Raw genomic sequence first — 22,074 nt, 5'->3', positions numbered from 1 at the left:
AGGTGATGCATCCTTTTGCGTATACCCGGTGAACGTTCACGGATCCAGGTATCTATTTTATCTATTGAGGTAAAGTGATTTCATTGTCCATTTTCCTCTGTTCTCTTTGATAAATTTTTAAACCGGATATCACCGTATATTGATATTGAAGGCAGGATCTTTTCCTGGTACATTAATACCTTATTTCAGACAATTACATTTCTCCGGGCGAGTCAATAGGATGAGGGCCGGTGGGGTTCAGCAGCTCCTCCACTATTGATGCAGGACCGGCGCGGAAAATCCCTGACCTGATACAGATACTTCGTCGGGATCGTCTCGCAACTCGAACCAGGTGCTTGTCGTTTTTGCCGGCTAAAATGGCCTGATGAAATTCACGGTTCAGCCCTCGGCGTGCTGCCGTTCGCCAGGTTGATTGCAATAAATAATCAAGTGGGAGCATGAGATGATAAACGTAGCCGAAGGTTCCAATGGGGTCAGAGTCTGGCCTGGTTCGTCCACCCCACTGGGCGCCACCTGGGACGGATCAGGCGTGAATTTCGCTCTGTTTTCTGCGCATGCTGAAAAGGTGGAACTATGCCTGTTTGATCCCGACGGGGTCACAGAGAGCGCCCGGATCACCATGCCGGAATATACGCATGAGGTCTGGCACTGCTATTTGCCGGATATTCGACCTGGTCAGCTCTATGGGTACCGCGTCCATGGCCCTTACGATCCCCAGGCTGGTCATCGTTTCAACGCCAATAAGCTGCTGCTGGATCCTTATGCCAGAAAGCTGATCGGAGACCTGAAGTGGGACGATGCCCTGTTCGGCTACACCGTTGGGCATCCCGACGAAGACCTGTCCTTTGACAAGCGGGATTCCGCACCGTTCATGCCCAAATGCCAGGTGGTGGATCAGGCCTTCACCTGGGGCCGGTCCAAGGAGTTCCGACCCTGGCACGAAACCGTGATCTACGAAATGCATGTTCGCGGCTACACCATGCTGCACCCCGAAGTGCCGGAGGAATTGCGTGGTACCTTCCAGGGCCTGGTTGCCCAACCGGTTATCGATTACCTTAAACACCTAGGGGTTACGGCCATCGAACTGTTGCCCGTGCATGCCTTTCTCCAGGATCGCCATCTCATCGAGCGTGGTCTGAGTAATTACTGGGGGTACAATACTATTGGTTTTTTTGCCCCTAACCAAAGTTACCTGCGATCCCGAAACGAGCTGTCTTCGTTCAAAAGCTTTGTCCAGAACATGCATGACGCCGGCATCGAAGTGATTCTGGACGTGGTCTATAACCATACGGCCGAAGGTAACCACCTGGGGCCGACGCTTTCTTTCCGGGGCATCGATAATCAATCGTATTATTATCTGATGGATGACCAGAAGCGCTTTTACAATGATTTTACCGGCACGGGGAATGCTCTGGAATTTCGCCATCCCAAGGTGCTGTGTATGATCATGGACTCTCTGCGCTACTGGGTTCAGGTGATGGGCGTGGATGGTTTCCGATTTGATCTGGCTACCACCCTGGCCCGGGTGGAAGGACCCTACGATGAACACGCCAGCTTCCTGGATGCTGTGGCCCAGGATCCAGTGCTGGGCCAGGTCAAGCTGATCGCTGAACCCTGGGATACCGGTCTGGGAGGGTATCAGTTAGGTAATTTCCCTTCGGGCTGGGCCGAGTGGAACGACCAGTACCGTGATTCCATGCGCAAGTTCTGGAAGGGTGATGCAGAACAGCTCGCCAGCTTTGCCGGCCGTTTTTCCGCTTCCGCGGATATCTTCAACCGTCGCGGTCGCCGCACCTGGGCCAGCGTTAATTTCATCACCGCCCATGACGGTTTCACCCTGCATGACCTGGTCAGCTACAACGAGAAACACAACGAAGCCAATGGCGAAGACAGCCGGGACGGCTCGGACAATAACAATTCCTGGAACTGCGGCGTGGAAGGTAAGACCGACGACCAGGATATTCTGGCCCTGCGCCGCCGCCAGATGCGCAACTTTCTGGCGACATTGCTTCTTTCTCAGGGGATGCCCATGCTCCTGGCCGGAGACGAGTTTGCCCATAGCCAGAACGGTAACAATAATGTCTACTGTCAGGACAGTGAAATCAGCTGGCTTGATTGGGAAGGAATCACCGAGCAGAGCCAAGCACAGATAGACTTTGTCCGGCGATTGGTGAAACTACGTCATGACCATATCGTGTTTCACCGGGACCGCTTTTTTTATGGTAAGGTTATCCCGGGAACAGACGTCAAAGACGTGATCTGGCTGCACCCCTCAGGTCGTGAGATGATCCCCGAGGACTGGCAAAAGAGCACAGCCCGGAGTCTCGGCATCCGTTTGAGTGGGGAGGCAGGTATGGTCCACCTGACCCAAACCGGCGAACAGGAAGCGGATGATACCTTTTTACTCCTGGTCAATGCCGCTCATGAAGACGTGGTTTTCGTCCTGCCGGATGAGGAGGTTGGCGCTTGGTATCCCTTGGTGGATACTGTGGCCGAGGACGGTCGGCCCGAGAGCGATTCTCTGCCGGGAGGCACGGACCGTCTTGTCAGCGGCCGTTCGTTGCAGTTGCTGCGTTTGGCGGCCCAGGCAAAATGAATCATATCGATGCACTATGATCAAGGAGTACCACTATGCCTAGACAGGTCGAATCAATGGACACGAGCATTCCTTTTGGTCCATGTCTCGAGAAACCCGGTGTGCGTTTTCGTCTTTGGGCGCCGGAAGCAGCGCAAGTGGATGTGCTCCTCGTGGGGCCTGGCCAAGACCGTTGTGTGGCCATGCAGGCCACCAAGGACGGCTGGTATGAGGTTCTGGTCCCCGAGGCTGGGGAAGGTTCCCTCTATCAATTCAAAATTAACGGCGAGACCCTGGTTCCGGATCCGGGTTCACGATTCCAGCCAGACGACGTCCAAGGACCAAGTCAGGTTGTGGACACAGCCGACTTTGTCTGGGAGAACCGGGATTGGCAGGGACGGCCTTGGGCAGAAACCATACTGTATGAGCTGCATGTGGGTACGTTCACCCCTGAAGGGACCTATGACGGGGTACGTGCCCGCCTCCCGTATCTCAAGGAGTTGGGGGTCACGGCCGTGGAGCTGATGCCCCTGGCCGATTTTCCCGGCCGGCGCAACTGGGGCTATGACGGTGTGCTGCCCTTTGCCCCGGATTCTGTCTACGGCACCCCCCGGGACCTGCAGCGCCTGATCGACGAGGCGCACGGCCTGGGGCTGATGGTTTTTCTTGACGTGGTCTACAACCACTTCGGTCCGGAGGGCAACTACCTGCATCTTTACGCTCCCGGTTTCTTCACCGAAGCCCACCAGACACCCTGGGGGGCGGCCATCGATTTTTCCGTGCCCCAGGTACGTGATTTCTTCATCGCCAATGCTGTGTACTGGTTACAGGAGTATCGGTTTGATGGTTTGCGTCTGGACGCGGTGCATGCCATTAAAGATAATAGTCCTGTGCATATCCTGGAGGAGTTGGCTGAGACCGTAACCAGCGTTCTTCCCGAGGATCGGTTGGTGCATCTGGTCCTGGAAAATGATGCCAATCAGGCCCGCTTCCTTGGTCGGGACCAGAACGGCAAACCCCGGTTGTATGTGGCCCAATGGAACGATGATATTCATCACGTTTTTCATGTGCTGGCCACCGGAGAAACCCAGGGCTATTATACGGACTACACGGATCAGGTGCTGGATCGTCTGGGCCGGTGTCTGACCCAGGGGTTCGCTTATCAGGGCGAAGCTTCAGCCCATCGCGGGGGTGAGGCCAGGGGGGAACCCAGCGCCCATCTCCCGCCTGAGACCTTTGTTGCCTTTCTCCAGAACCATGATCAGATCGGTAACCGGGCCCTGGGAGAGCGGCTGACCTCGCTGGCTCCTGAGGAAAAACGGACGACCCTGACGGCCATGTACCTGCTTGCCCCTCAGATCCCACTGCTCTACATGGGCGAGGAATGGGCAACAGAACAGCCTTTTCCATTTTTCTGCGATTTTCACGGTGAGCTGGCCGGTGCGGTCCGCGACGGCCGGCGCAGGGAGTTCGCGGCCTTTCCTGAGTTCGCCGATCCGGCAATGCGCGAACGTATCCCGGACCCCAACGATCCGGACACGGCCGTGCGCGCCGTTTTAAACTGGGAGGAACGTTTTTCGGTCAAGCACGCTGAGTGGCTGCAACTGTACCAGGATCTGCTGGCTCGACGTCGACAGCATATCGTGCCGCTGCTGGGCTTGATCCGACCAGGGGCCGCCACCTGGCACAGGCAGGATCCGGCCGTGTTGACCGTCAACTGGCCTCTGGTCGATGGTCGAAGTCTGCACATGACAGCCAATCTCGGCTCCACGCCGTTTCTGGTTGATACCGGTGCGGATCCTGGTCTTGATTCGCTCACCATCATCTACCTTTCACCTGAAGTCAGGCGGCAGGGAAGCGGGATTGAGCTTGGAGGCTGGGGGGTAGCATGGACCCTGACCTCACCAGATACACATTCTTGGTAGCTTCCAGCCCCAGGTGCTTATGAACCAACTCTACAGCCCGACCTCTTTCTACCGGCTGCAGTTCCACGCCGGTTTCACCTTTGCCCATGCCTTGAAGATCGTACCTTATCTTCGGGATATGGGCATTTCTCATATCTATACCTCACCCATCCTGGCGGCTCGACCCGGTTCGACCCATGGCTACGATATCGTTGATCATCAGTCGCTGAACCCGGAACTGGGCGGACGTGAAGGATTTGACGCCCTCAGTACCGCGTTACAGAAAGTGGGCATGGGACTGGTCATGGATATTGTCCCCAATCACATGGGTATCGGCCGCAGCGACAACCTGTGGTGGCTGGATGTGCTGGAGTGGGGTCGCGCCAGCAGGTATGCTCATTATTTTGATATTCAATGGTTTCCCGAGACCCAGGGAATTCACGATCAAGTACTTTTGCCAGTCCTGGGGGATCTGTACGGTGCGGTGCTGGAGCGGGGCGAACTGCGTCTACGTTTTGAAGCGGTAACCGGTTCATTCAGTGTCTGGTACCACGAGCATCGTTTTCCTCTCTGTCCGTCCAGCTACCACCGGATTCTGCAACCCTGCCTGGAACAAGCCGGTCTGGATACCTCCAACCCTGAGGATATACATGCAGCCCTCATCGAATCCAAGCAGCTGCGGTTCAAACCTCGTACCGGGACAAGGCGCAAAGCCTTGCGCACCAGGGGAGAAACCTTTAAAAAGACTCTTTCCCGTTTGGTTGTGGATTTTCCAGAGCTGCACCAGGCTCTGGAACAGACCGAGAGAACTTTTGGACCTGAAGCATTTGATGGCCGTGGCTTGGAACGGTTACACACTGTGCTCGAACAGCAGCATTATCGTCCTGCGTACTGGCGGGTCGCCAGCCACGAAATCAACTATCGTCGTTTTTTTCAAATCAATGATCTGGCCGGTTTGCGGGTTGAGGTGCCGGAAGTGTTTGCCGCGGCGCACTCCTTAATCCAACAGCTGGTGAGTACAGGCCAGGTACACGGACTGCGCATCGATCACATTGACGGTCTCTATGACCCGCCCGGATACCTGGATCAGCTGCAAAAGCTGGTCGAGCCGTATGCCGAGGTTTTGGGCTTCACTCCGGGGCGCTTTCCAGTGTATGTCGAGAAAATCCTTGAAGAGCATGAAAGCCTGCGCGATCATTGGTCGATGCACGGATCCACGGGATACGACGCGTTGAGCGAAATCAACGCCGTACAGGTAAACGCTGACGGTCTGGCTGTTCTGCGTGCCCTGTATGCATCCCGTGAGGGAGCGGGAAGCGCCGATGCCCATGCCGAAGGCGTACAGGCTAAACGCCAGGTCATGGACCAGGAGCTGGCTTCGGAACTGGAAGTGCTGGCAACGGAAACTAACCGCCTGCTCAAGCGCGATCCAACCACCCGGGACTTTTCCCGGGCGGAAATCCGTCAGGCGTTGCGGGAGATCGTTTGCCGGTTTCCGGTCTATCGGACTTATGTCGGTCCCAAGGGGCCGTCCATTGAGGATAGCCGCGACCTGGACTGGGCCCTGGGTCTTGCCCGCCGGGCCCGGGCGGTCAGCCATCCCCGGCTGTTCGACGTGTTGGAGTCTCTGTTGAAGGCCACCTGGAAAAAACGCGCCGATGGCCGGGCCCGGGCCGATGTCCTGCGTCTGGCCCGCAAGTTTCAGCAGTTCACCGGTCCAGCCATGGCCAAGGGCATGGAGGATACCACCTTTTATCGGGTTGTGCCCCTGACGTCCATGAATGAGGTGGGGATGGGACCTGATCGACGGGTCAGTACGGTGGGCGACTTCCACCGGCAGATGGAGTCCCGGTCCACCACCTGGCCCGAGGCCATGCTGACAACCGCCACCCATGACACCAAACGCAGCGAAGATGTCCGGGCCAGGATTGCGGTCCTCTCTGAAGTGCCGACGAGGTGGGCCGAGCACGTGGAGCGTTGGCAGACCCTCAACCGGCGTGCCCGCCAGGGCATTGCCGGCGTTATCAGGCTTTCCAGCCGGGACGAATACCTGTTCTACCAGACCCTGGTGGGGGTCTGGCCGCTGGCCGACCTGGGCCATGATCCACCGGCACCGGCAGTGCTGGCGACCCTGCGCGATCGTCTGCAGGCCTACATGATCAAAGCTGCCCGGGAGGCCAAAATCAACACGTCCTGGCTCAATCCCGATGAAGAATACGAAAAGGCCCTGATCGATTTCGTGGCCCAGGTTCTGGATGGCAGCCCTGTGTCGATGCCTTTTTTGCGTGATATGCAGGAACTGGTGCGCACCATGAGTGCTCCCGGTTTTTGCAATTCTCTGGCCCAGATGGTTCTGCGTCTGACCATGCCCGGCGCTCCGGACAATTACCAGGGGACGGAGTTGTGGGACGATTCCCTGGTGGATCCGGACAATCGACGGGCGGTGGATTATTCGCTCAGAAAAAAGAATCTCCACGCCTTCAAACAAGCCGAGGAACATGGTGAGCTGGCCAGATTGACCATGGCGCTCGGATCGGCATGGCCGGACAGCCGCCTGAAGCATTTTGTTCTCTGGCGGTTACTGACCCTGCGTCGTACCTGTCCGGACCTGTTTTTACGCGGTCGCTATATTCCCCTTGAGGTCAACGGGCCACAGGCCGAACATATTATTGCCTTTGCCCGGACCAACGATCACCAGAGCATCTTCGTGGCCGTGCCCAGACACAGCGCGCTTTTGTGCGCGCCCGGCAATTCCTTGCCGACAGGTTCGGGCTGGACAGGTACCTGCGTGATGCTGGATCCGCTTATCAAAGGCAGCAAAAACAGGGTCTGGAGCAACCTCTTCACCGCTCAAAACACAGTGCTTGAAAAGAGACAGGTAGCCGGCTCAGCCCTGTTCGCCGCGCTGCCGGTCTGTGTCATGATTCAGGTCGATCAGTCCGATGTTGATTGTTGAGATTCAGGATAAAAAAAGAACATCATGCGGTACGAAGGACCCATATACCGACCGCCTTCCGAGGCTGACAGTCTGCTGGTCCAGGTCACAACCGGATGCCCCCACAATAGGTGCAGTTTCTGCATGGTCTATAAGAAAGGCCCGTACTATCGGGTACGGCCGGCCACTGAAGTTATTGAAGACCTGGAAACAGCAAGGGCGCAATTCGGCAGCCAGGTGCGCACGATTTTTTTTCCGGCGGGAAACACTCTTGCCGCACCCACCAAGACCCTTGAAGCCATCCTGGTGGCCGCACGGCGCCTTTTTCCGGAAGCATATCGCCTGACCGTCTATGGATCGGCCAGATACATCCTGGACAAGGGCGAGGTGGATCTGCGCCGGCTTGCCCAGGCCGGCCTGAACAGGGTGCATGTGGGTCTTGAAAGCGGCCATGACGGGATTCTGGCTGCTATCCGCAAAGGGGCCGACCGCAGCGAGCAGATCAGAGCCGGCCGGATGCTGAAAGAAGCCGGCGTTGAAAACAGTACCTATGTCATGCTGGGGATCGGCGGGCAGGGTCTATCGAGTTCCCATGCTTTGGAGACGGCCGCGGCATTGAACGATATCGAGCCGGATTATGTGCGGCTGCGGACCTTTGTGCCCAAGGAAGGCACGCCTCTGCTCCGCAAGGTCCAGACCGGTGAATTCATCATGGCCGGTCCGCACACCATCCTCGGGGAGACCAGAATCCTTGTTGAAAACATGCGGGCAGCGGTCCGCCTGAGAAGCGACCATTATACCAATTATATCAATCTTTCTGGTGAACTGCCTCACGATAAAGACCGGATGCTTGCCTGCATTGACGATGCTTTGAAGCGTCCGGAGAGTACGTTCCGTCCTTTTTTCATTGGCAGAGAGTAGCCTCTGGACCTGGATCCGTGAGCGAACGCCCCGAAGGGCGGCTGGTGATGACATATTGCAAAGAAAATCGCCGCATTTATAATCTGTTTACAGTGAAATATACTCCAAACAAGACTCCAGCCGTCACGGATTCAGGTCTGGATCCAGGAAGAGGGCACAGCAGCAAACAAGTCGTACAAATCCTTGCCGTGTTGACGGCAGGCAACATTATATCGAGGCAATATGCAAACAATCAGGCGTGGTCTCTTGTCGGCTCTGGGTGCTTTCATTTTTCTGAGTACATCTATCGCTTTTGCCTCTCCGGCCCAGGCGGACTCTGGATGGTCAAGCCGGCTCACCACCGGGTACCTCGTGTCAACGGATGCAGATTTTGACAGTGGTGGGACCTATTCAAGCCGGCTTTTTTTCATCGATGGCAGCACGCGCAAATCCTTTGCCAATCATTTTTCCATCGGGCTGGGACTCAACTATACGACTTTGGACTATGATTTCAAAGATTTTGGGGTGAATCCCTGGGATCGAGCTGATTTCCTCACCATCAGCGTGCCCGTCACCATGAAAGCCGGTGAGAGCGGACGCTTGAGCGTGGCTGGAAGTTTTGGCAGTGCGACTGAGAAGAATGCGAGCTGGGATGAAGGGTGGACCAGCAGTCTGGTCCTTTCCTACATGTACTTCTTTTCCCCCGCTTTGAGCATTGGCACTGGGGCGGGTTTTGTCCACGGTCTGGAAGATTCGAGCTTCTTTCCCTTGATTCTCGTCCGCTGGCAGATAACTGATCAATGGCTCCTGAGCAATCCCTTTCGTCCGGGGCCCTTCGGACCGGCAGGACTGGAATTGAGTTATCGACACAATGATCGCCTCGATTTCGGACTGGGCGGCGTCTATCGAAGCATACGTTTTGCACTCGATGACCAGGCCCCTGTTGCCCCTTCAGGTTTTGCCGAGTTCAAAGGGGTTCCTGTCTTCCTGCGGCTGGGTTGGGCGGCGACCAGATCCATTGCTGTTGACGGCTACTTCGGCTTGACCCTGGATGGGCGACTGACCATCGATGACAGCGAGGGGAATGAATTGAGGAAAGAGAAGTACGACCCGCAACCGATTGTTGGCGTCAACCTGTCCGGACGCTTTTAACCTGTACCCCTGGATCGGTGAGCGTTCGTCCGCACGCCCCAAAGGGCGGCGGGTGAAGGGTATCAGCAAGGATTTTGCTGCAATTATAACTTGATTGCAATACAATAAAATTCAAACAAGAGTCCAGCCATCACGGATTCAGGATACCTTGAATCGAACATATCTATTGATCGGTTTCCATGAGTCAATCGCAGAATTTTTTCATCACCGGCCTAGCAGTCCTCCTCTCCGGATGCATCGCCGTCGGGCCTGACTATCATCCCCCTGACATGGATATTCCCGCTGTCTGGGTGAACGAGACAGGTACGTCCGATATGTCGTTGGCGGCATGGTGGCTGGTGTTTGATGATGCCGGGCTCAATCAGCTGCTCTTTGATCTGCGGGCAAACAACCGCGATCTGGCCGCGGCCGTCGCCAACATGGAGCGGTACGCCGCCCAGTACGGCATGGTGCGGGCGGAAGCCTTCCCGTTCGTCGCGGCGCAAGGCACGGTATCCTATGATCGACAAACCGAACGAGTCCGCCGTCCGGAGGGGGTACCGATCCCTGATAATCCGACCTGGATCTACCAGGCCGGCTTCTCCATGACCTGGGAGATCGATCTGTGGGGCCGGGTTTCGCGCAGCAAGGAAGCGGCGCTTGGCCGCCTGGACGCAGCCGCGGAGGATGTCCGTCATACGCTCGTGCTGCTGCAGGCACAGGCGGCGGCGGAGTACATCCAGTTACGTACCCTGCAGGCACGGCTCGCCACCGCGTTCAACAACATCGAGTTGCAGCGCGAGACCCTGGTGGTGGTTCGCGGTCGCTTTGCCGCCGGTTTGACCGGCGAGGCCGATGTGTTCCAGGCAGAAATGAACCTGGCTGCCACAGAGGCACAGGTGCCGGCCTTGCGTGCCCAGGTAGAGGAGACCTTGAACGCCTTATGCGTGCTGGCAGGGACCTGGCCTGGCGCCTTGGACGTGCTTCGGGAGCCGCAGGCGGTTCCCTCGGCCCGGACGCTGCCGGGAGTACTGCCCGCTGAATTGATTCGACAGCGGCCCGACATTCGTTCCGCCGAGCGGCAGCTCGCCGCGCAGACGGCTCGTATCGGTGTGGCTCAGGCGGAACTGTATCCGAAACTGGCACTCAACGGCAGCTTTGCTTTTGTTGCAACCGATACTGATGTGTTGATCTCGACAGCGGCTCAGGCCTTTGATATCGGACCGGTCCTTTCTCTGCCCATTTTTACCGGCGGCAAGGTGCGGCAATCTATCCGTGCCGAGGAGGCAGCGACACGAGCGGCGCTGGCCCGGTATGAACAAAGCGTTTTGACCGCTTTTGGTGAATGCGAGGATGCGTTGTCCCGTTTCAAGGAGTCGGGCGCACAATTGAACGCCCTGCAGGAGGCGGCAACGGCGGCGGAACGAACGGTGGTGGTTGTGAATGAGTTGTATCGCAGCGGATTGACCGATTTTCAACGGGTGCTGGATGCGCAGCGACAACTGACCCAGTATCAGGATGCCCTGGCGCAGGCGCAAGGGGCGCGCGCTGCGAGTTTGGTGGCGGTGTACAAAGCCTTCGGCGGTGGATGGGAAGCGGAGATGCAATGAAATCGAAACAGAGAAATCTGCTGGGCAGGATCATCGGCGGCATCCTGTTGATCGCCGGCATTGCCGCGGTGTTTCTGTATCGCGTCGAGCCCGAGCAACCAGCCGATGATACGGTCATTCGTCCGCTTAAATACATGGTGGTCGGTCAGGATACGGACCGGCCGATGCTGTTTTTTCCCGGCACCGTGGAAGCGGACCGCGAGGTCGATCTTTCCTTTGAAGTGGGAGGACGCCTGCTCGAGTTTCCCGTGCGTCGAGGCATGGTGGTGGAGGAAGGAGCAGTTCTGGGGCGTCTTGATCCCACCACCTTTGTCAATCAGGTCCGTAACGTTGAGGCGGAGCTGGAACTGGCGCGCAGTTCACTGGCGCGCATTGAACGTGCCCTGACCGTCAATGCAGTGTCCCAGGAGGAATATGCCCGGGCCGCGGCGGCAGTGCAGAAGGCCGAAGCGCAACTGGCAATTCACCAAAAGGCCCTCGCCGACACGGTGCTGACCGCACGCTTTGATGGACGCGTTTCCGAGACCTATGTCAATCAGTTCGACACCGTTGACCCCGGTCGCGCCGTGTTGAAGCTGCAGGACACCAAACAGCTGACCCTGGCCGTGTCCGTACCGGAAACCTATATACGGTGGGCACGATCCGCCACCCTGGAACAAACCCCGTTCGTGATAACCTTCGACGCCCTGCCCGAGGTGCGGTATCCGGCGACCTTGAAGGAGTATGCCACCGTGGCCGATGCCACGACCCGGACTTTTCGGGTGCGCTTCCTGTTCGAGCCGGATGACAACATGCTCCTTCTTCCCGGGATGACCGGCGCCCTGGAAGTCGAAGCGCCGGACAGTGCTCCCTTGGCTTCTCAGCCTCTGGTTCCCTCGGATGCCGTGGGTTTTGTCAGCGATGGGCGAGCCTTTGTCTGGGCTTTGGACCCTACGGAGATCGAAGGGGTCTACGCGGTCCGGCGTCAGTTTATTGAGCCGGGAGGACGCAGTGGCACCATGATCGAGGCGCTTGGCGTGGAACCTGGAACGCTGATTGCCGTTGCCGGCCTGACGATGCTGACTGAAGGACACCAGGTTCGTCTGCTTTCCTCGGCCGGAGAGACTACTCCATGAGCCTGGCTGCGTTCTGCATCGAGCGCAAGGTCCTGACCTACGCCTTGACGCTGGCGCTTCTGTTGGGTGGGATGTACGCCTACACACATATCAGTCGTCTCGAAGACCCTGAATTCACTATTAAATCCGCGCAGATTATTACCGCCTATCCGGGCGCTTCCGCACTGGAGGTGATGAACGAGGTCACCGACCCCATTGAAGTGGCTGTGCAGCAGTTGGGCCAGCTCAAGAAAGTGAGCAGCGTCTCTTATCCGGGACGTTCGGTGGTGATGGTCGAGATGGAGGATCACTACGGGGCCAGGGACTTGCCGCAGATCTGGGACGAGTTGCGCCGCAAGGTGCGGGATATGCAGGGGCAGTTGCCGCCAGGCACGGAGGAACCGGTCATTGTCGATGATTACGGCGATGTGTACGGGGTGTTCTATGCCATCTACGGCGACGGTTATTCCCATGCCGACCTGCGCCAGTATGCCAAGATGTTGCGGCGCGAACTGTTGCTTTGCGAGGATGTGGCCAAGATCGCCCTGATCGGCGAACAACCCGAGGTGATCTATCTCGAAATTACCCGGACACAGTTGGCCAACACCGGTATCTCCATCAATCAGCTGCAACAGGTGGTCTCAGGGCAGAACGTTGCCGCCGATGCGGGATATCTCGAGATCGGCGACAAGATGATCCGCATCTTCCCGACGGGAAAACTCGCCTCGGTGGAAGAACTCGGCGACCTGTTGCTTGTCAAATCAGGTCCCGGTGAGCAGGCCTCGGTGCGTTTGCGTGATATCGCCAACATCCGGCGTGACTACCTGGAGCCGCCCCGCGCGCTGATGCGCTACAACGGCCATCCGTGCATTGGCCTGGGTATTTCCACCACCAAAGGCGGCAACGTGATCACTATGGGCGCCGCCATCGACAGTCGCCTTGATGCGTTGAAAGTGGAAACACCGATTGGTATCGAATTCGGGATTATTTCTCATCAAGCCGAGAACGTCAACCTGGCCGTCCGCGGCTTTGTGGTCAATCTGGTCCAGGCGGTGGTGATCGTCATTGCCGTGCTGCTGGTGGCGATGGGCATGCAAAGCGGGTTGTTGATCGGCGGCGTGCTGGTGGTCACGGTCATGGGAACCGTCCTCATCATGCAGAGTCTGGGGCTGTTGTTTGAGCGCATCAGTCTGGGTGCGTTCATCATCGCCCTGGGGATGCTGGTGGATAATGCCATTGTCATCACCGACGGGGTTCTGATCGCTGCCCAGAGGGGCCAGGACAAGGTCAAGGCTGCCCTGGCGACGGTGAAGCAGACCCAGTGGCCGCTTCTCGGCGCCACGGTGGTGGCGATTCTTTCCTTTGCCCCCATCGGCGCCTCACAGGATTCGACGGGTGAATATTGTCGCTCGCTCTTTCTTGTCCTCCTGATTTCGCTGCTGTTAAGCTGGATACTGGCCATCACCCTGACACCCCTGCTCGCGTCGCAATTTTTGCGGAAAAAAGACGACCAGGGACAGACGGGGCAGGATCCGTACAGTGGGCGCTTCTATCGCCTGTATCGCTCTTTTTTGATTGGCTGTATTCGTTATCGCTGGATCTCGGTGGCTGTTCTGGTGACGATGCTGGCGGCCTCCATCCATGGATTTGGGTTCGTCAAACAGAGTTTTTTCCCTGACTCAACGCGTCCGCAGTTCATGGTCCATGTGTGGATGCCAGCAGGCTCCTCGATTCATGCCACGGATGCCCGAGTGAAGCAGCTTGCTGAATACGCACGGGGACTGCCCGATGTGCAGGCCGTCACGGAGATGGTGGGCACGGGTGGCCTTCGCTTTCTGCTGACCTATTCCCTGGAAAATCCTGATGCAGCCTATGGACTACTGCTGGTAGATGTTGAAAACCATCACCGCATCGATACCCTGGCGGCACGGATCACCGACTTTGCCCTGAACGAGATACCCGATGCGTTGGTCTATGCACAGCGTTTTATGCTTGGGCCGGGAGATCCCCAGAAACTGCAGATGCGTATTCTCGGGCCTGAGCCCGAGGTATTGCGGCAGTATGCCGACCGTGCCCTGGATATCCTGCGAGCCGATCCCCGCCTGGTGGAGATCCAGACCGACTGGCGGAACAGGGTGGATGTGCTGCGGCCGGTGGTTTCCGAAGCACGCGCTCGGGATATCGGAGTCACCCGCATGGATATCGCCACCGCGCTCAAAACGGTCACCATCGGGGTGCCGATTGCCGCCTTCAAGGAAGGCGATGACAGTCTGCCCGTGATCCTGCGGGCACCCCCGGAGGAGACCACCGATCCTGACAGTCTCTACAGCGCCTGGTTCTGGAGCGCACCGCTGAATCAACCGATCCCTCTGGCGCAGGTCATCGATGGCTTTGAAAACGTCTCGGAAGAGGCCAAGCTGCATCGGCGCAATCGCTCCCTGGCTATCACCGTCAAATGCAACACCACCGGGGAAACCGCGGCATCGGCTTTTACCCGAATCAGTCCGCTGCTCACGGAAGCCATGGCTGATCTGCCGGAAGGGTACCACATGGAATGGGGCGGTGAGCATGAAAGCTCCAGCGACGCCCAGGCCGGGCTGGTTGCCAAGATGCCGCCGATTCTGGTCAGCATGGTGCTGATCGTCATCGCCTTGTTCAACTCGATTCGCAAGCCGCTGGTGATTTTTCTTACCGTGCCGCTCACGGTCATTGGCGTGACCGTCGGTTTGCTGGTCTTCAATCAACCCTTCGGTTTCATGGCGCTGCTGGGTTTTCTGAGTCTGGTCGGGATGCAGATCAAGAACGCGATCGTGTTGATCGACGAAATCGATGCCCAGCAGGCCGCGGGCAAGGATCCGTTCAACGCGGTGATCAACGCCGGCGTTACCCGCCTGCGCCCGGTGGTCCTGGCCGCCCTTACCACCGTACTGGGGATGATGCCCCTGGTGCTTGACGCTTTTTATGTTTCCATGGCGGTGACCATCATGTGCGGCTTGAGCTTTGCCACCCTCCTGACCATGATCGTTATTCCGCTCAATTACGCCCTCATTTATCGTATCCCCAATCCCCCTTGATTCCGGAGATCTGGATACCCGGTACCTGGATCCGTGAGCGTTCGTCGTGCGTTGGATTCATGCCGAATCCGCATGCCGGGCAATCTTGCCGATCACCTGGATCCGTGAGGGTTTGTCCGTGCGTCAGCTTTGTTGTTCGTGGCCGTTCGATTAAAGTAAACTTTATCGGACGGTTACGGGCAATAAAGATGGCGTGCGGACGAACACCCCGAAGGGCGGCTGGTGACGACATATTGCAAAGAAAATCGCCGTATTTACAACCTATTTACAGTGAAATACACTCCAGGCAAGACCCCAGCCGTCACGGATTCAGGGATCAATATATCAAAACAGGCTCCTGTCGTCACGGGTCGAGGGGGACAACTTTGACCGGATTTTTGCGATAGGCACTGCTGGGGGCGCCATGCACATAAATGCCTTCCAGGTAGGCGAGCTTTCTTGGTAACTGTTGTGGTGTGCCCCTGGTAATCAGGAAGGTCGCCTGTCGGCCGACCTTCAACGCCCCCAGGTCTTCCATACCAAAAAAACGAGCTCCATTTTCCGTGGCACACCGGATGGTGTCGACAAGGGAATAGCCGGCTTTGAGGAAGAGTTTCATCTCCTCGACCACGGATTCACCATGCAGGATGCCGGTTCTGCCGGCACCGGTCCCCACCGCTGTTGTCACCCCCAAAGCGCGAGCGAATTCAAGTTGCGCGAGTTGGGTGGCGAGCATCTTCTTCCACAAGGCCTCGGCCCCGGGCACCGCTTTTCCCGGCGCGACATAGCGCTGGGAAAAGCGGCAGCACACGTCTCCCCCTGAGCCCGAACCGTCCAGCAGATTCTTGGCTCGGACAAGGCTTGGAATCCACAGTACCTTTTTTTCCGCCATAGTCCTGAGGTTGTCCTCGCCCATCAGATATCCCTGTTCAATGGCGTCACAGCCGGCGGCAAGTGCGTCCGCGACCGCCTGCTGCCCATTGGCCACGACCACCACTTTTTGTTTGTTTCGACGATGCCGTAGAAGGTCGCGCAATGCCTTTTCATCCAAGCGGGGGGGTGATAACGGGTGGCCCTGCTCTTCGATAGTCTCGGAGTACATGATTTTGAGAAAATCGCGATCTGGCTCATGATCTGACCAGGTGCCGGAATCCGTATCATGTCGGCCTCGGCAGAGCGGACCCGAGGTGCGAATTGAGATGATGCTCTCGTTCAGAAGCTCTTGTCGATGTTGTTTCGTCGGGCCGGTTGCATCCTCGCTGTCCGCCACCCCCAGAACTCCATGGGCATGGCAGTCCTGGATATGGCGTTTGCAGAGGGTTGCCCTTGTCTCCAGGTTGCCCTCTCCATCTGAGGTCTGACCTCTGCTGAGATCCACGGAGGGGGATCGTGACAGGGCGACACTGCAGTCAATCAGGGCCGGTACGATGGTGCAGTGGGAAAAGTCGTCAATCCTGGTTGCATGATGGCAGGGTATATCTGCCTCAGAGCTGATGGCGGTGATCATGCCGTTTTGTATCGTCATTACGACATGTTTACGAATCGCATCGCCAGTGCCGTCAATAAAGCTTCCTGCAATGATGTATCGGCTTATATTCATGCGCTTATCCTGCTTTGGCACGCATCGCTTTGTTTTCGACAGGGCATCATCGACCGGATGCAAACAAGCGATTTCGTCATTTGGCCCCTGCCTCCAGGCCACCTTTTTGAATGAAACTGAATCCTGATCAAAACCTAACATACGGCCTGTACAAAAAGATACGTGAAAAATACGGTTGTTGGAATCGGATTCCATCGATTGCACGGCCTTGAGATAAAAAGCATCACCTGAATCCGTGAGCGTTCATCCGTGCGTCAGCTTTATTGTCTGTGACCCTTCGATTAAAATGCACTATATCGGACGGTTACGGGGCAATGAAGATGGCGTGCGGACGGATGCCCCGAAGGGCGAATGGTGAAAGGTATTGTCAAGGGTTCAGCTACAAATTTAATATGATTACAAAAAGATATATCCGAAACAAGATTCCAGCCGTCACGGATTCAGGAATAGGTGAGAAGCTCTTGCACGAGGTGCTCCGGCAGGAAAATATCAAAGCTCTCTTCCAACCCATCATTCATCTGCAGACCCGCCAGATCTACGGGTATGAGGGTTTGATTCGTGGCCCGGTCAATACGATCCTGCACGCGCCGACGCGCCTGTTCGAGGCGGCGACCAGTGCCGGCCGTCTTGCGGAACTTGATCTTCTCTGTCGTCGGGTGGTGATCAAACGATTTGCCCAGCTGGGATTGTCCGGAAGATTGTTTATCAACGTTGACCCTTCCTCCCTGGCTCATGAGACTTTTCGCGAAGGAGTGACCCTGGAACTCATTGAACAGGCCGGAATAAATCCCAGCCAGGTCATTATCGAACTTACTGAGACCCGTCCGGTGGAAGATGTGCAGCTTATGCGGCAGGCCATGATTCATTATCGGAAAATGGGGTTCAGGGTTGCTTTGGATGATCTCGGTGCCGGCTATTCGGGGCTTAAACTCTGGTCTGAGATTCGACCCGATATTGTCAAGATCGACCGCCACTTCATCCAAGGGATCGACGAGGATCGGACCAAACAGCAGTTTGTTATTGCTATTCTCAAAACCGCCACTGCCTTGGGGGCCAGGGTGATTACCGAGGGGGTAGAGACCGAGCGGGAATATGCCACTTTGCGTAAAATCGGCGTGGAGATGGTTCAGGGATATTATTTCTGTCGTCCTGTGGAAGTGCCGCCGACGGCTATTTCCTCCGGGTTATTCAGAAAGGAGGTTCGCAGCAGAATGGAGAATGGTGATTCTCCCACGGTTGAAAAAATCATCAGGCCGGCAATATCGGTACAGGCCAATACCAAGTTTTTAGAAGTCGGTGAAATTTTTACCTCCAGGCCAGAACTGGAATCAATCGTCATCGTTCATGATCAGGAGGTACTGGGACTGGTCCTGCGGCGGGAATTCATGAACAGCTATGCCAGTCTGTACGGTAAGGAACTGTTCCGCAAATTTCCGGCGGTTCGATTCCTTAATAACAATGTCATGCAGGTGGACAAGAAATTAGCCCTGGAAGAGGTCAGTTTTCGGCTCACCACCTCGCTTGATCTCTACACCGAGGAATTTATTATTCTCGACGACTGTCGGTTGGCCGGCAAGGGACGGCTCATCGATCTGCTCCATGAGATCACCAAACTGCAGGTCAATCGGGCCCAGCATGCCAATCCCCTGACCCTGCTGCCGGGCAATGTGCCCATCCAGCAGGAACTGCAGCGGCTCTTCAACCAGGTTGAATTTTTTGTGGTCTGTTATTTCGACCTCGACAATTTCAAGCCCTTTAACGATTTTTTCGGTTTCAGCCGCGGCGACAAGGTCCTGCGTTTCCTTGCTGACCTGCTGATTGCCAATGTTGATGAACAGAGCGATTTTATCGGCCATATCGGGGGCGATGATTTTGTCGTTATTTTCCGTAATGCGGACTGGCTGCTCTCTGTGCGCCGCATCCTCCGCCAATTTGATGAGAGCATCGGTGGCTACTACAATGGCCAAATCGGCAATAACATCACTACCACAGATCGGGATGGAACTGTTCGAAAATACCAACAAATGACTCTTTCCGTCGGCGCTGTTGTCGTGCATCCATCGGCTCTGCCATGTCGTATCGACCTGGGGGAGGAGGCAGCGACGGCCAAGCATGAAGCCAAGGCAATGCCGGGCACGTCTCTGTATATTCATGAAATTGGCTCCTCTTCATTGTCCCAAGTCGTTATGGAGCATTGCTCTCTGCCATCGGCTGCAGGGCAGTAATGTTTCATGAAACAATGGGGGACGATGATGGAAGTATTTCCCAGGCCAGCAATATCAACACAGGTCACTGCCCAGGTTATGGAAATCAGATAATTGTTTACCTCAACCCCCTGACCTGGAGTCAATCGTCATTGTGTATGACCAGGAGGTGTTGGGGCTGGTTCTGCGGCGGGCATTATCCATGGCCAAGGCTATGGGCATTATCTCCACGGACACACCTGGCAAGAAAACGCTACGGTTTCGCTCAAGCGGTAGGTGAATTATCCAGCCAAATTTTGCTGCTAATCGAAAAATAACCCTTTCTGAACTAATTTCTTATCTGCGTACGGTATCTTTGGTGCTACTTCAAGATGGTGCGGAAATGATTCCGGCCTCATTTATTTAAACAGTAACCAAGGAGAAACGCCCATGTTCCCTACATTTGTTCTGCAACAGCCCTTGCACCGATTGGCGCGGGCTCTCAGTTGCGCCCTTTTGCTGGTCGGGATAAGTGCGCTTGCCGTACCGACTGCGGCCGCGTGCGAAAACCCGGCAACACTGACCTTCTCGCTGGTTCCGACTGAAGACACGGCAGCCGAACTCCAGCTCTATCAGCCGCTGATTCAGCATCTGAGCACGATCACCGGTAAGGACATCGATTTCTACTCGCCCACCAGCTACGCTTCGGTGATGGAGGCGATCGCTTCGGGCTGGGTGGATATCGCCGTTCTTGGTCCTGCCAGTTATACCCTCGCCAAGGCACAGAATGACGACATTGTGGTTTTCGCCACCTATACTCGCCACGCAGGCCACATGCAGGAAGAGGGGCCGGGCTATCGTGCCAACCTGATCTCACGTGCCGATTCAGGCATCGAGACGATCGAGCAGTCGCGCGGTACCACCCTGGGCCTTGTCGATCCAGCTTCCACCTCTGGCCACCTGCTGCCCATGGTTGCATTTGCCGGAGAGACGGGCGAGGGCCTGGAGGATTTCTATGAGCGCATCGTGTATACCGGTGGGCATGATCTGTCAGCGCTCGCGGTGCTGGAAGGGCGAGTTGATGTTGCCTTCGTGGCAACGCATCGCTTCGACAATGTCGTCGACCGTGGCGATATCACGCTTGATGACGTGAATATTCTCTGGCGTTCGGCTGTGGTGCCGCAGGATCCTTTTGTTTTTCGTACCACTCTGTGCGAGGACCTGCGTGAAAGTATCGTCGAAGCTTTTCTGACCGCACATGAGGTCCCTGGACTCGCCCCCTATTTCGAAGCGATCAACTCGCCGCGCTTCGTTCCCATGCAGGATAGCGACTACGATTTAATCCGTCAGCTTCAGTCTGCAGCCGACTGAGTTTTTCTAACCTGCCTCCGCCCGCCAGACAGGGGCGGTGGCACCTTTTCTTTGGGAAAAATATTTTGTTGCTACCTGAACTTTCACCCCTTCAGAGTGCTGAGTCTGCAGAGGCGCCGTTAATACCCCTTCTGCAAGTGGAAAACCTGCATGTTCGATATCCGGGTGCGACAGAGGATGTCCTGCGCGGTGTCAGGTTAAGCCTTGCTCCGCGAGAATTTGTCGCTGTGATCGGTGCCTCCGGGTCGGGCAAGTCGACGCTTCTACGGGCGATCAACCGGTTGGTTGAGCCTAGCGCAGGCTCCATCCGGCTGGGAGACATCGAAGTGACCACCCTGCGTGGGCGCACCTTACGGCAGTGTCGCCGCCGCATGGGTATGATCTTCCAGGAATTCAATCTGATTGAGCGTTACCGGGTGCTCGACAACGTCCTGTTGGGTCGGGTGGGAAGTCAGTCCGCGCTGCGGGCCCTTTTTGCAATGTACCCTGCTGCCATGATTGGTGAGGCGGCGTCGTTGCTGGATCGAGTCGGGCTGGGCGAGTTTCTCGACCAGCGGGTCGATGCCTTGAGTGGCGGGCAACGTCAAAGGGTTGGTATTTGCCGGGCGCTTTTCCAGTCGCCCGAACTGCTTCTGGTGGACGAGCCGACTTCGAGCCTGGATCCGCGTATCGCCAACGACATCATGGAGTTGATCCGTGATCTTGCGCTGGAAAGTGGTGTCGCTGCGATTTGCAATATCCACGATGTGGCACTGGCGCGGCGCTTCGCCTCACGCGTCATTGCGCTGCGTGAGGGTGTCGTGGTCTATGACGGTCCCTTCGATGCGTTGGATGAGACAGCCCTGGGCGGGATTTACGCCGTCACCGACCGGAGCCAGCTATGAGCGTATTTGCGGGGATACAGGCCGCTCCAGGACCACCGGCACTAGCCCGTTGGCAGCACGCACGCAGGCGCGGACACATAACCCTGTTCGCGGTGATCATGCTGCTGCTCGCACTCTCGGTCTGGGCGGTGCAGGACTCGGTCATTCCGGGAACCGACTGGCGGCGCATGGATGGCTTTGCAGCGGTTCTCATGGGTTTTGGCCGGTTCCTGCCGCCCGATCCGTCACTACTGCCGACGCTTTTCGCTCCTGCCCTGCAGACAATCCTGATCGCCATCGTAGGAACACTGCTGGGCGCACTAATGTCGCTTACTGTCGCTCTTCTGGGTGCAGCAAATCTCAGACCGCTCGGTGCTCCAGGTTATATACTGGCGCGTGGGTTGATGACCATGAGTCGGTCGATCCATGAGATCGTCTGGGCCCTGATCTTCGTCTCTGCTGTGGGGCTGGGTGCCTTTGCCGGCATTCTGGCGCTTGCTTGCCGATCGGTTGGTTTTGTCTCCAAGCTGTTGGCGGAAGCAATCGAGCGAATCGATATGCGGCAGGTCGAAGCCTTGCGGGCCCAGGGGGCATCGCCGCTTGACATGATCCGTCATGCGATCATCCCGCAACTGCTGCCCATTGGACTGAGTACGTTGATTTTCGAATGGGACATCAACATTAACCGGGCTGCCGTTCTGGGGCTGGTCGGTGCGGGCGGGCTCGGACTTTCGTTCCACAATCAACTGATTGCATCAAACTATGCTGGGGTTACCACTGTGCTGCTGGCGATCCTTGCCGTTATTCTCGTGGGCGAGGCAATTTCGGTGCAGTTGCGGCGGAGGATTGTCTGAC

13 protein-coding genes are annotated in these 22,074 nt (G+C 56.7%); 12 read left to right on the top strand and 1 reads right to left on the bottom strand.

Translation table 11 applies throughout. From position 1 onward, the window contains the following. Window positions 1–442 precede the first annotated feature (442 nt). From glgX to JWG43_RS03385, 8 genes are all read left to right on the top strand, one after another. Window positions 443–2,596, top strand: coding sequence for a glycogen debranching protein GlgX (gene glgX / locus JWG43_RS03420; RefSeq protein WP_205241416.1), 2,154 nt, complete (start codon window positions 443–445; stop codon window positions 2,594–2,596). Window positions 2,597–2,631: 35 nt separating this feature from the next. Then, on the top strand, window positions 2,632–4,500 hold the full coding sequence (gene treZ, locus JWG43_RS03415) for a malto-oligosyltrehalose trehalohydrolase (RefSeq protein WP_205241415.1): 1,869 nt from the start codon (window positions 2,632–2,634) through the stop codon (window positions 4,498–4,500). 19 nt (window positions 4,501–4,519) lie between these two features. Beyond that, window positions 4,520–7,435, top strand: a complete 2,916-nt coding sequence (gene treY / locus JWG43_RS03410; protein WP_205241414.1) for a malto-oligosyltrehalose synthase — start codon at window positions 4,520–4,522, stop codon at window positions 7,433–7,435. Between the two features lie 24 nt (window positions 7,436–7,459). Then, on the top strand, window positions 7,460–8,335 hold the full coding sequence (locus tag JWG43_RS03405) for a radical SAM protein (RefSeq protein WP_205241413.1): 876 nt from the start codon (window positions 7,460–7,462) through the stop codon (window positions 8,333–8,335). Between the two features lie 222 nt (window positions 8,336–8,557). Further along, window positions 8,558–9,466 (top strand): hypothetical protein, encoded by a 909-nt coding sequence (locus tag JWG43_RS03400; RefSeq protein ID WP_205241412.1) that lies wholly within the window; start codon window positions 8,558–8,560, stop codon window positions 9,464–9,466. A gap of 179 nt (window positions 9,467–9,645) precedes the next feature. Continuing rightward, window positions 9,646–11,055, top strand: a complete 1,410-nt coding sequence (locus JWG43_RS03395; RefSeq protein ID WP_205241411.1) for an efflux transporter outer membrane subunit — start codon at window positions 9,646–9,648, stop codon at window positions 11,053–11,055. Beyond that, window positions 11,052–12,170 (top strand): efflux RND transporter periplasmic adaptor subunit, encoded by a 1,119-nt coding sequence (locus JWG43_RS03390; RefSeq protein ID WP_205241410.1) that lies wholly within the window; start codon window positions 11,052–11,054, stop codon window positions 12,168–12,170. The genes JWG43_RS03395 and JWG43_RS03390 overlap by 4 nt, the downstream gene beginning before the upstream one ends. Next, on the top strand, window positions 12,167–15,223 hold the full coding sequence (locus JWG43_RS03385; protein WP_205241409.1) for an efflux RND transporter permease subunit: 3,057 nt from the start codon (window positions 12,167–12,169) through the stop codon (window positions 15,221–15,223). The genes JWG43_RS03390 and JWG43_RS03385 overlap by 4 nt, the downstream gene beginning before the upstream one ends. A 343-nt stretch (window positions 15,224–15,566) precedes the next feature. Here JWG43_RS03385 and JWG43_RS03380 read toward each other — a convergent pair whose 3' ends face one another. Beyond that, window positions 15,567–16,802: an amidohydrolase family protein gene (locus JWG43_RS03380; RefSeq protein WP_205241408.1), complete on the bottom strand. Its 1,236-nt coding sequence runs from the start codon at window positions 16,800–16,802 to the stop codon at window positions 15,567–15,569. A gap of 470 nt (window positions 16,803–17,272) precedes the next feature. On the opposite strand from JWG43_RS03380, the gene JWG43_RS03375 reads away from it, so the two are divergent. The 4 genes from JWG43_RS03375 to phnE all read left to right on the top strand — a co-directional run bounded on the left by JWG43_RS03375 (window position 17,273) and on the right by phnE (window position 22,073). Further along, complete coding sequence (locus tag JWG43_RS03375; protein ID WP_338033228.1) at window positions 17,273–19,027, top strand: bifunctional diguanylate cyclase/phosphodiesterase; 1,755 nt, start codon at window positions 17,273–17,275, stop codon at window positions 19,025–19,027. A 408-nt stretch (window positions 19,028–19,435) separates the two neighbouring features. Then, the gene (locus JWG43_RS03370) at window positions 19,436–20,356 is read left to right on the top strand and encodes a phosphate/phosphite/phosphonate ABC transporter substrate-binding protein (RefSeq protein ID WP_205241406.1); all 921 of its coding nucleotides are present in this window, start codon (window positions 19,436–19,438) and stop codon (window positions 20,354–20,356) included. A gap of 137 nt (window positions 20,357–20,493) precedes the next feature. Continuing rightward, a complete protein-coding gene (phnC, locus tag JWG43_RS03365; RefSeq protein WP_338033227.1) occupies window positions 20,494–21,240 on the top strand; it encodes a phosphonate ABC transporter ATP-binding protein in 747 nt (248 codons plus the stop codon). Beyond that, window positions 21,237–22,073 carry a phosphonate ABC transporter, permease protein PhnE gene (gene phnE / locus JWG43_RS03360; protein ID WP_205241404.1) on the top strand — a complete coding sequence of 279 codons (837 nt, stop codon included), beginning with the start codon at window positions 21,237–21,239 and terminating at the stop codon, window positions 22,071–22,073. The genes phnC and phnE overlap by 4 nt, the downstream gene beginning before the upstream one ends. Window position 22,074 lies beyond the last annotated feature (1 nt).

Source organism: Desulfobulbus alkaliphilus (assembly GCF_016918545.1).
In the GTDB taxonomy this organism is placed as follows: Bacteria; Desulfobacterota; Desulfobulbia; order Desulfobulbales; family Desulfobulbaceae; genus Desulfobulbus; species Desulfobulbus alkaliphilus.
The sequence above is the reverse complement of the archived record's forward strand: the minus strand, read 5'-3'. Positions and strand labels throughout refer to the sequence as shown.

Coding starts and splice junctions, on each gene's coding strand:
- JWG43_RS03395 (WP_205241411.1), top strand. CDS start 9,646: ATGAGTCAATCGCAGAATTTTTTCATCACCGGCCTAGCAGTCCTCCTC.
- treZ (WP_205241415.1), top strand. CDS start 2,632: ATGCCTAGACAGGTCGAATCAATGGACACGAGCATTCCTTTTGGTCCA.
- phnE (WP_205241404.1), top strand. CDS start 21,237: ATGAGCGTATTTGCGGGGATACAGGCCGCTCCAGGACCACCGGCACTA.
- JWG43_RS03400 (WP_205241412.1), top strand. CDS start 8,558: ATGCAAACAATCAGGCGTGGTCTCTTGTCGGCTCTGGGTGCTTTCATT.
- JWG43_RS03380 (WP_205241408.1), bottom strand. CDS start 16,802: ATGAATATAAGCCGATACATCATTGCAGGAAGCTTTATTGACGGCACT.
- JWG43_RS03385 (WP_205241409.1), top strand. CDS start 12,167: ATGAGCCTGGCTGCGTTCTGCATCGAGCGCAAGGTCCTGACCTACGCC.
- glgX (WP_205241416.1), top strand. CDS start 443: ATGATAAACGTAGCCGAAGGTTCCAATGGGGTCAGAGTCTGGCCTGGT.
- JWG43_RS03390 (WP_205241410.1), top strand. CDS start 11,052: ATGAAATCGAAACAGAGAAATCTGCTGGGCAGGATCATCGGCGGCATC.
- treY (WP_205241414.1), top strand. CDS start 4,520: ATGAACCAACTCTACAGCCCGACCTCTTTCTACCGGCTGCAGTTCCAC.
- JWG43_RS03370 (WP_205241406.1), top strand. CDS start 19,436: ATGTTCCCTACATTTGTTCTGCAACAGCCCTTGCACCGATTGGCGCGG.
- JWG43_RS03405 (WP_205241413.1), top strand. CDS start 7,460: ATGCGGTACGAAGGACCCATATACCGACCGCCTTCCGAGGCTGACAGT.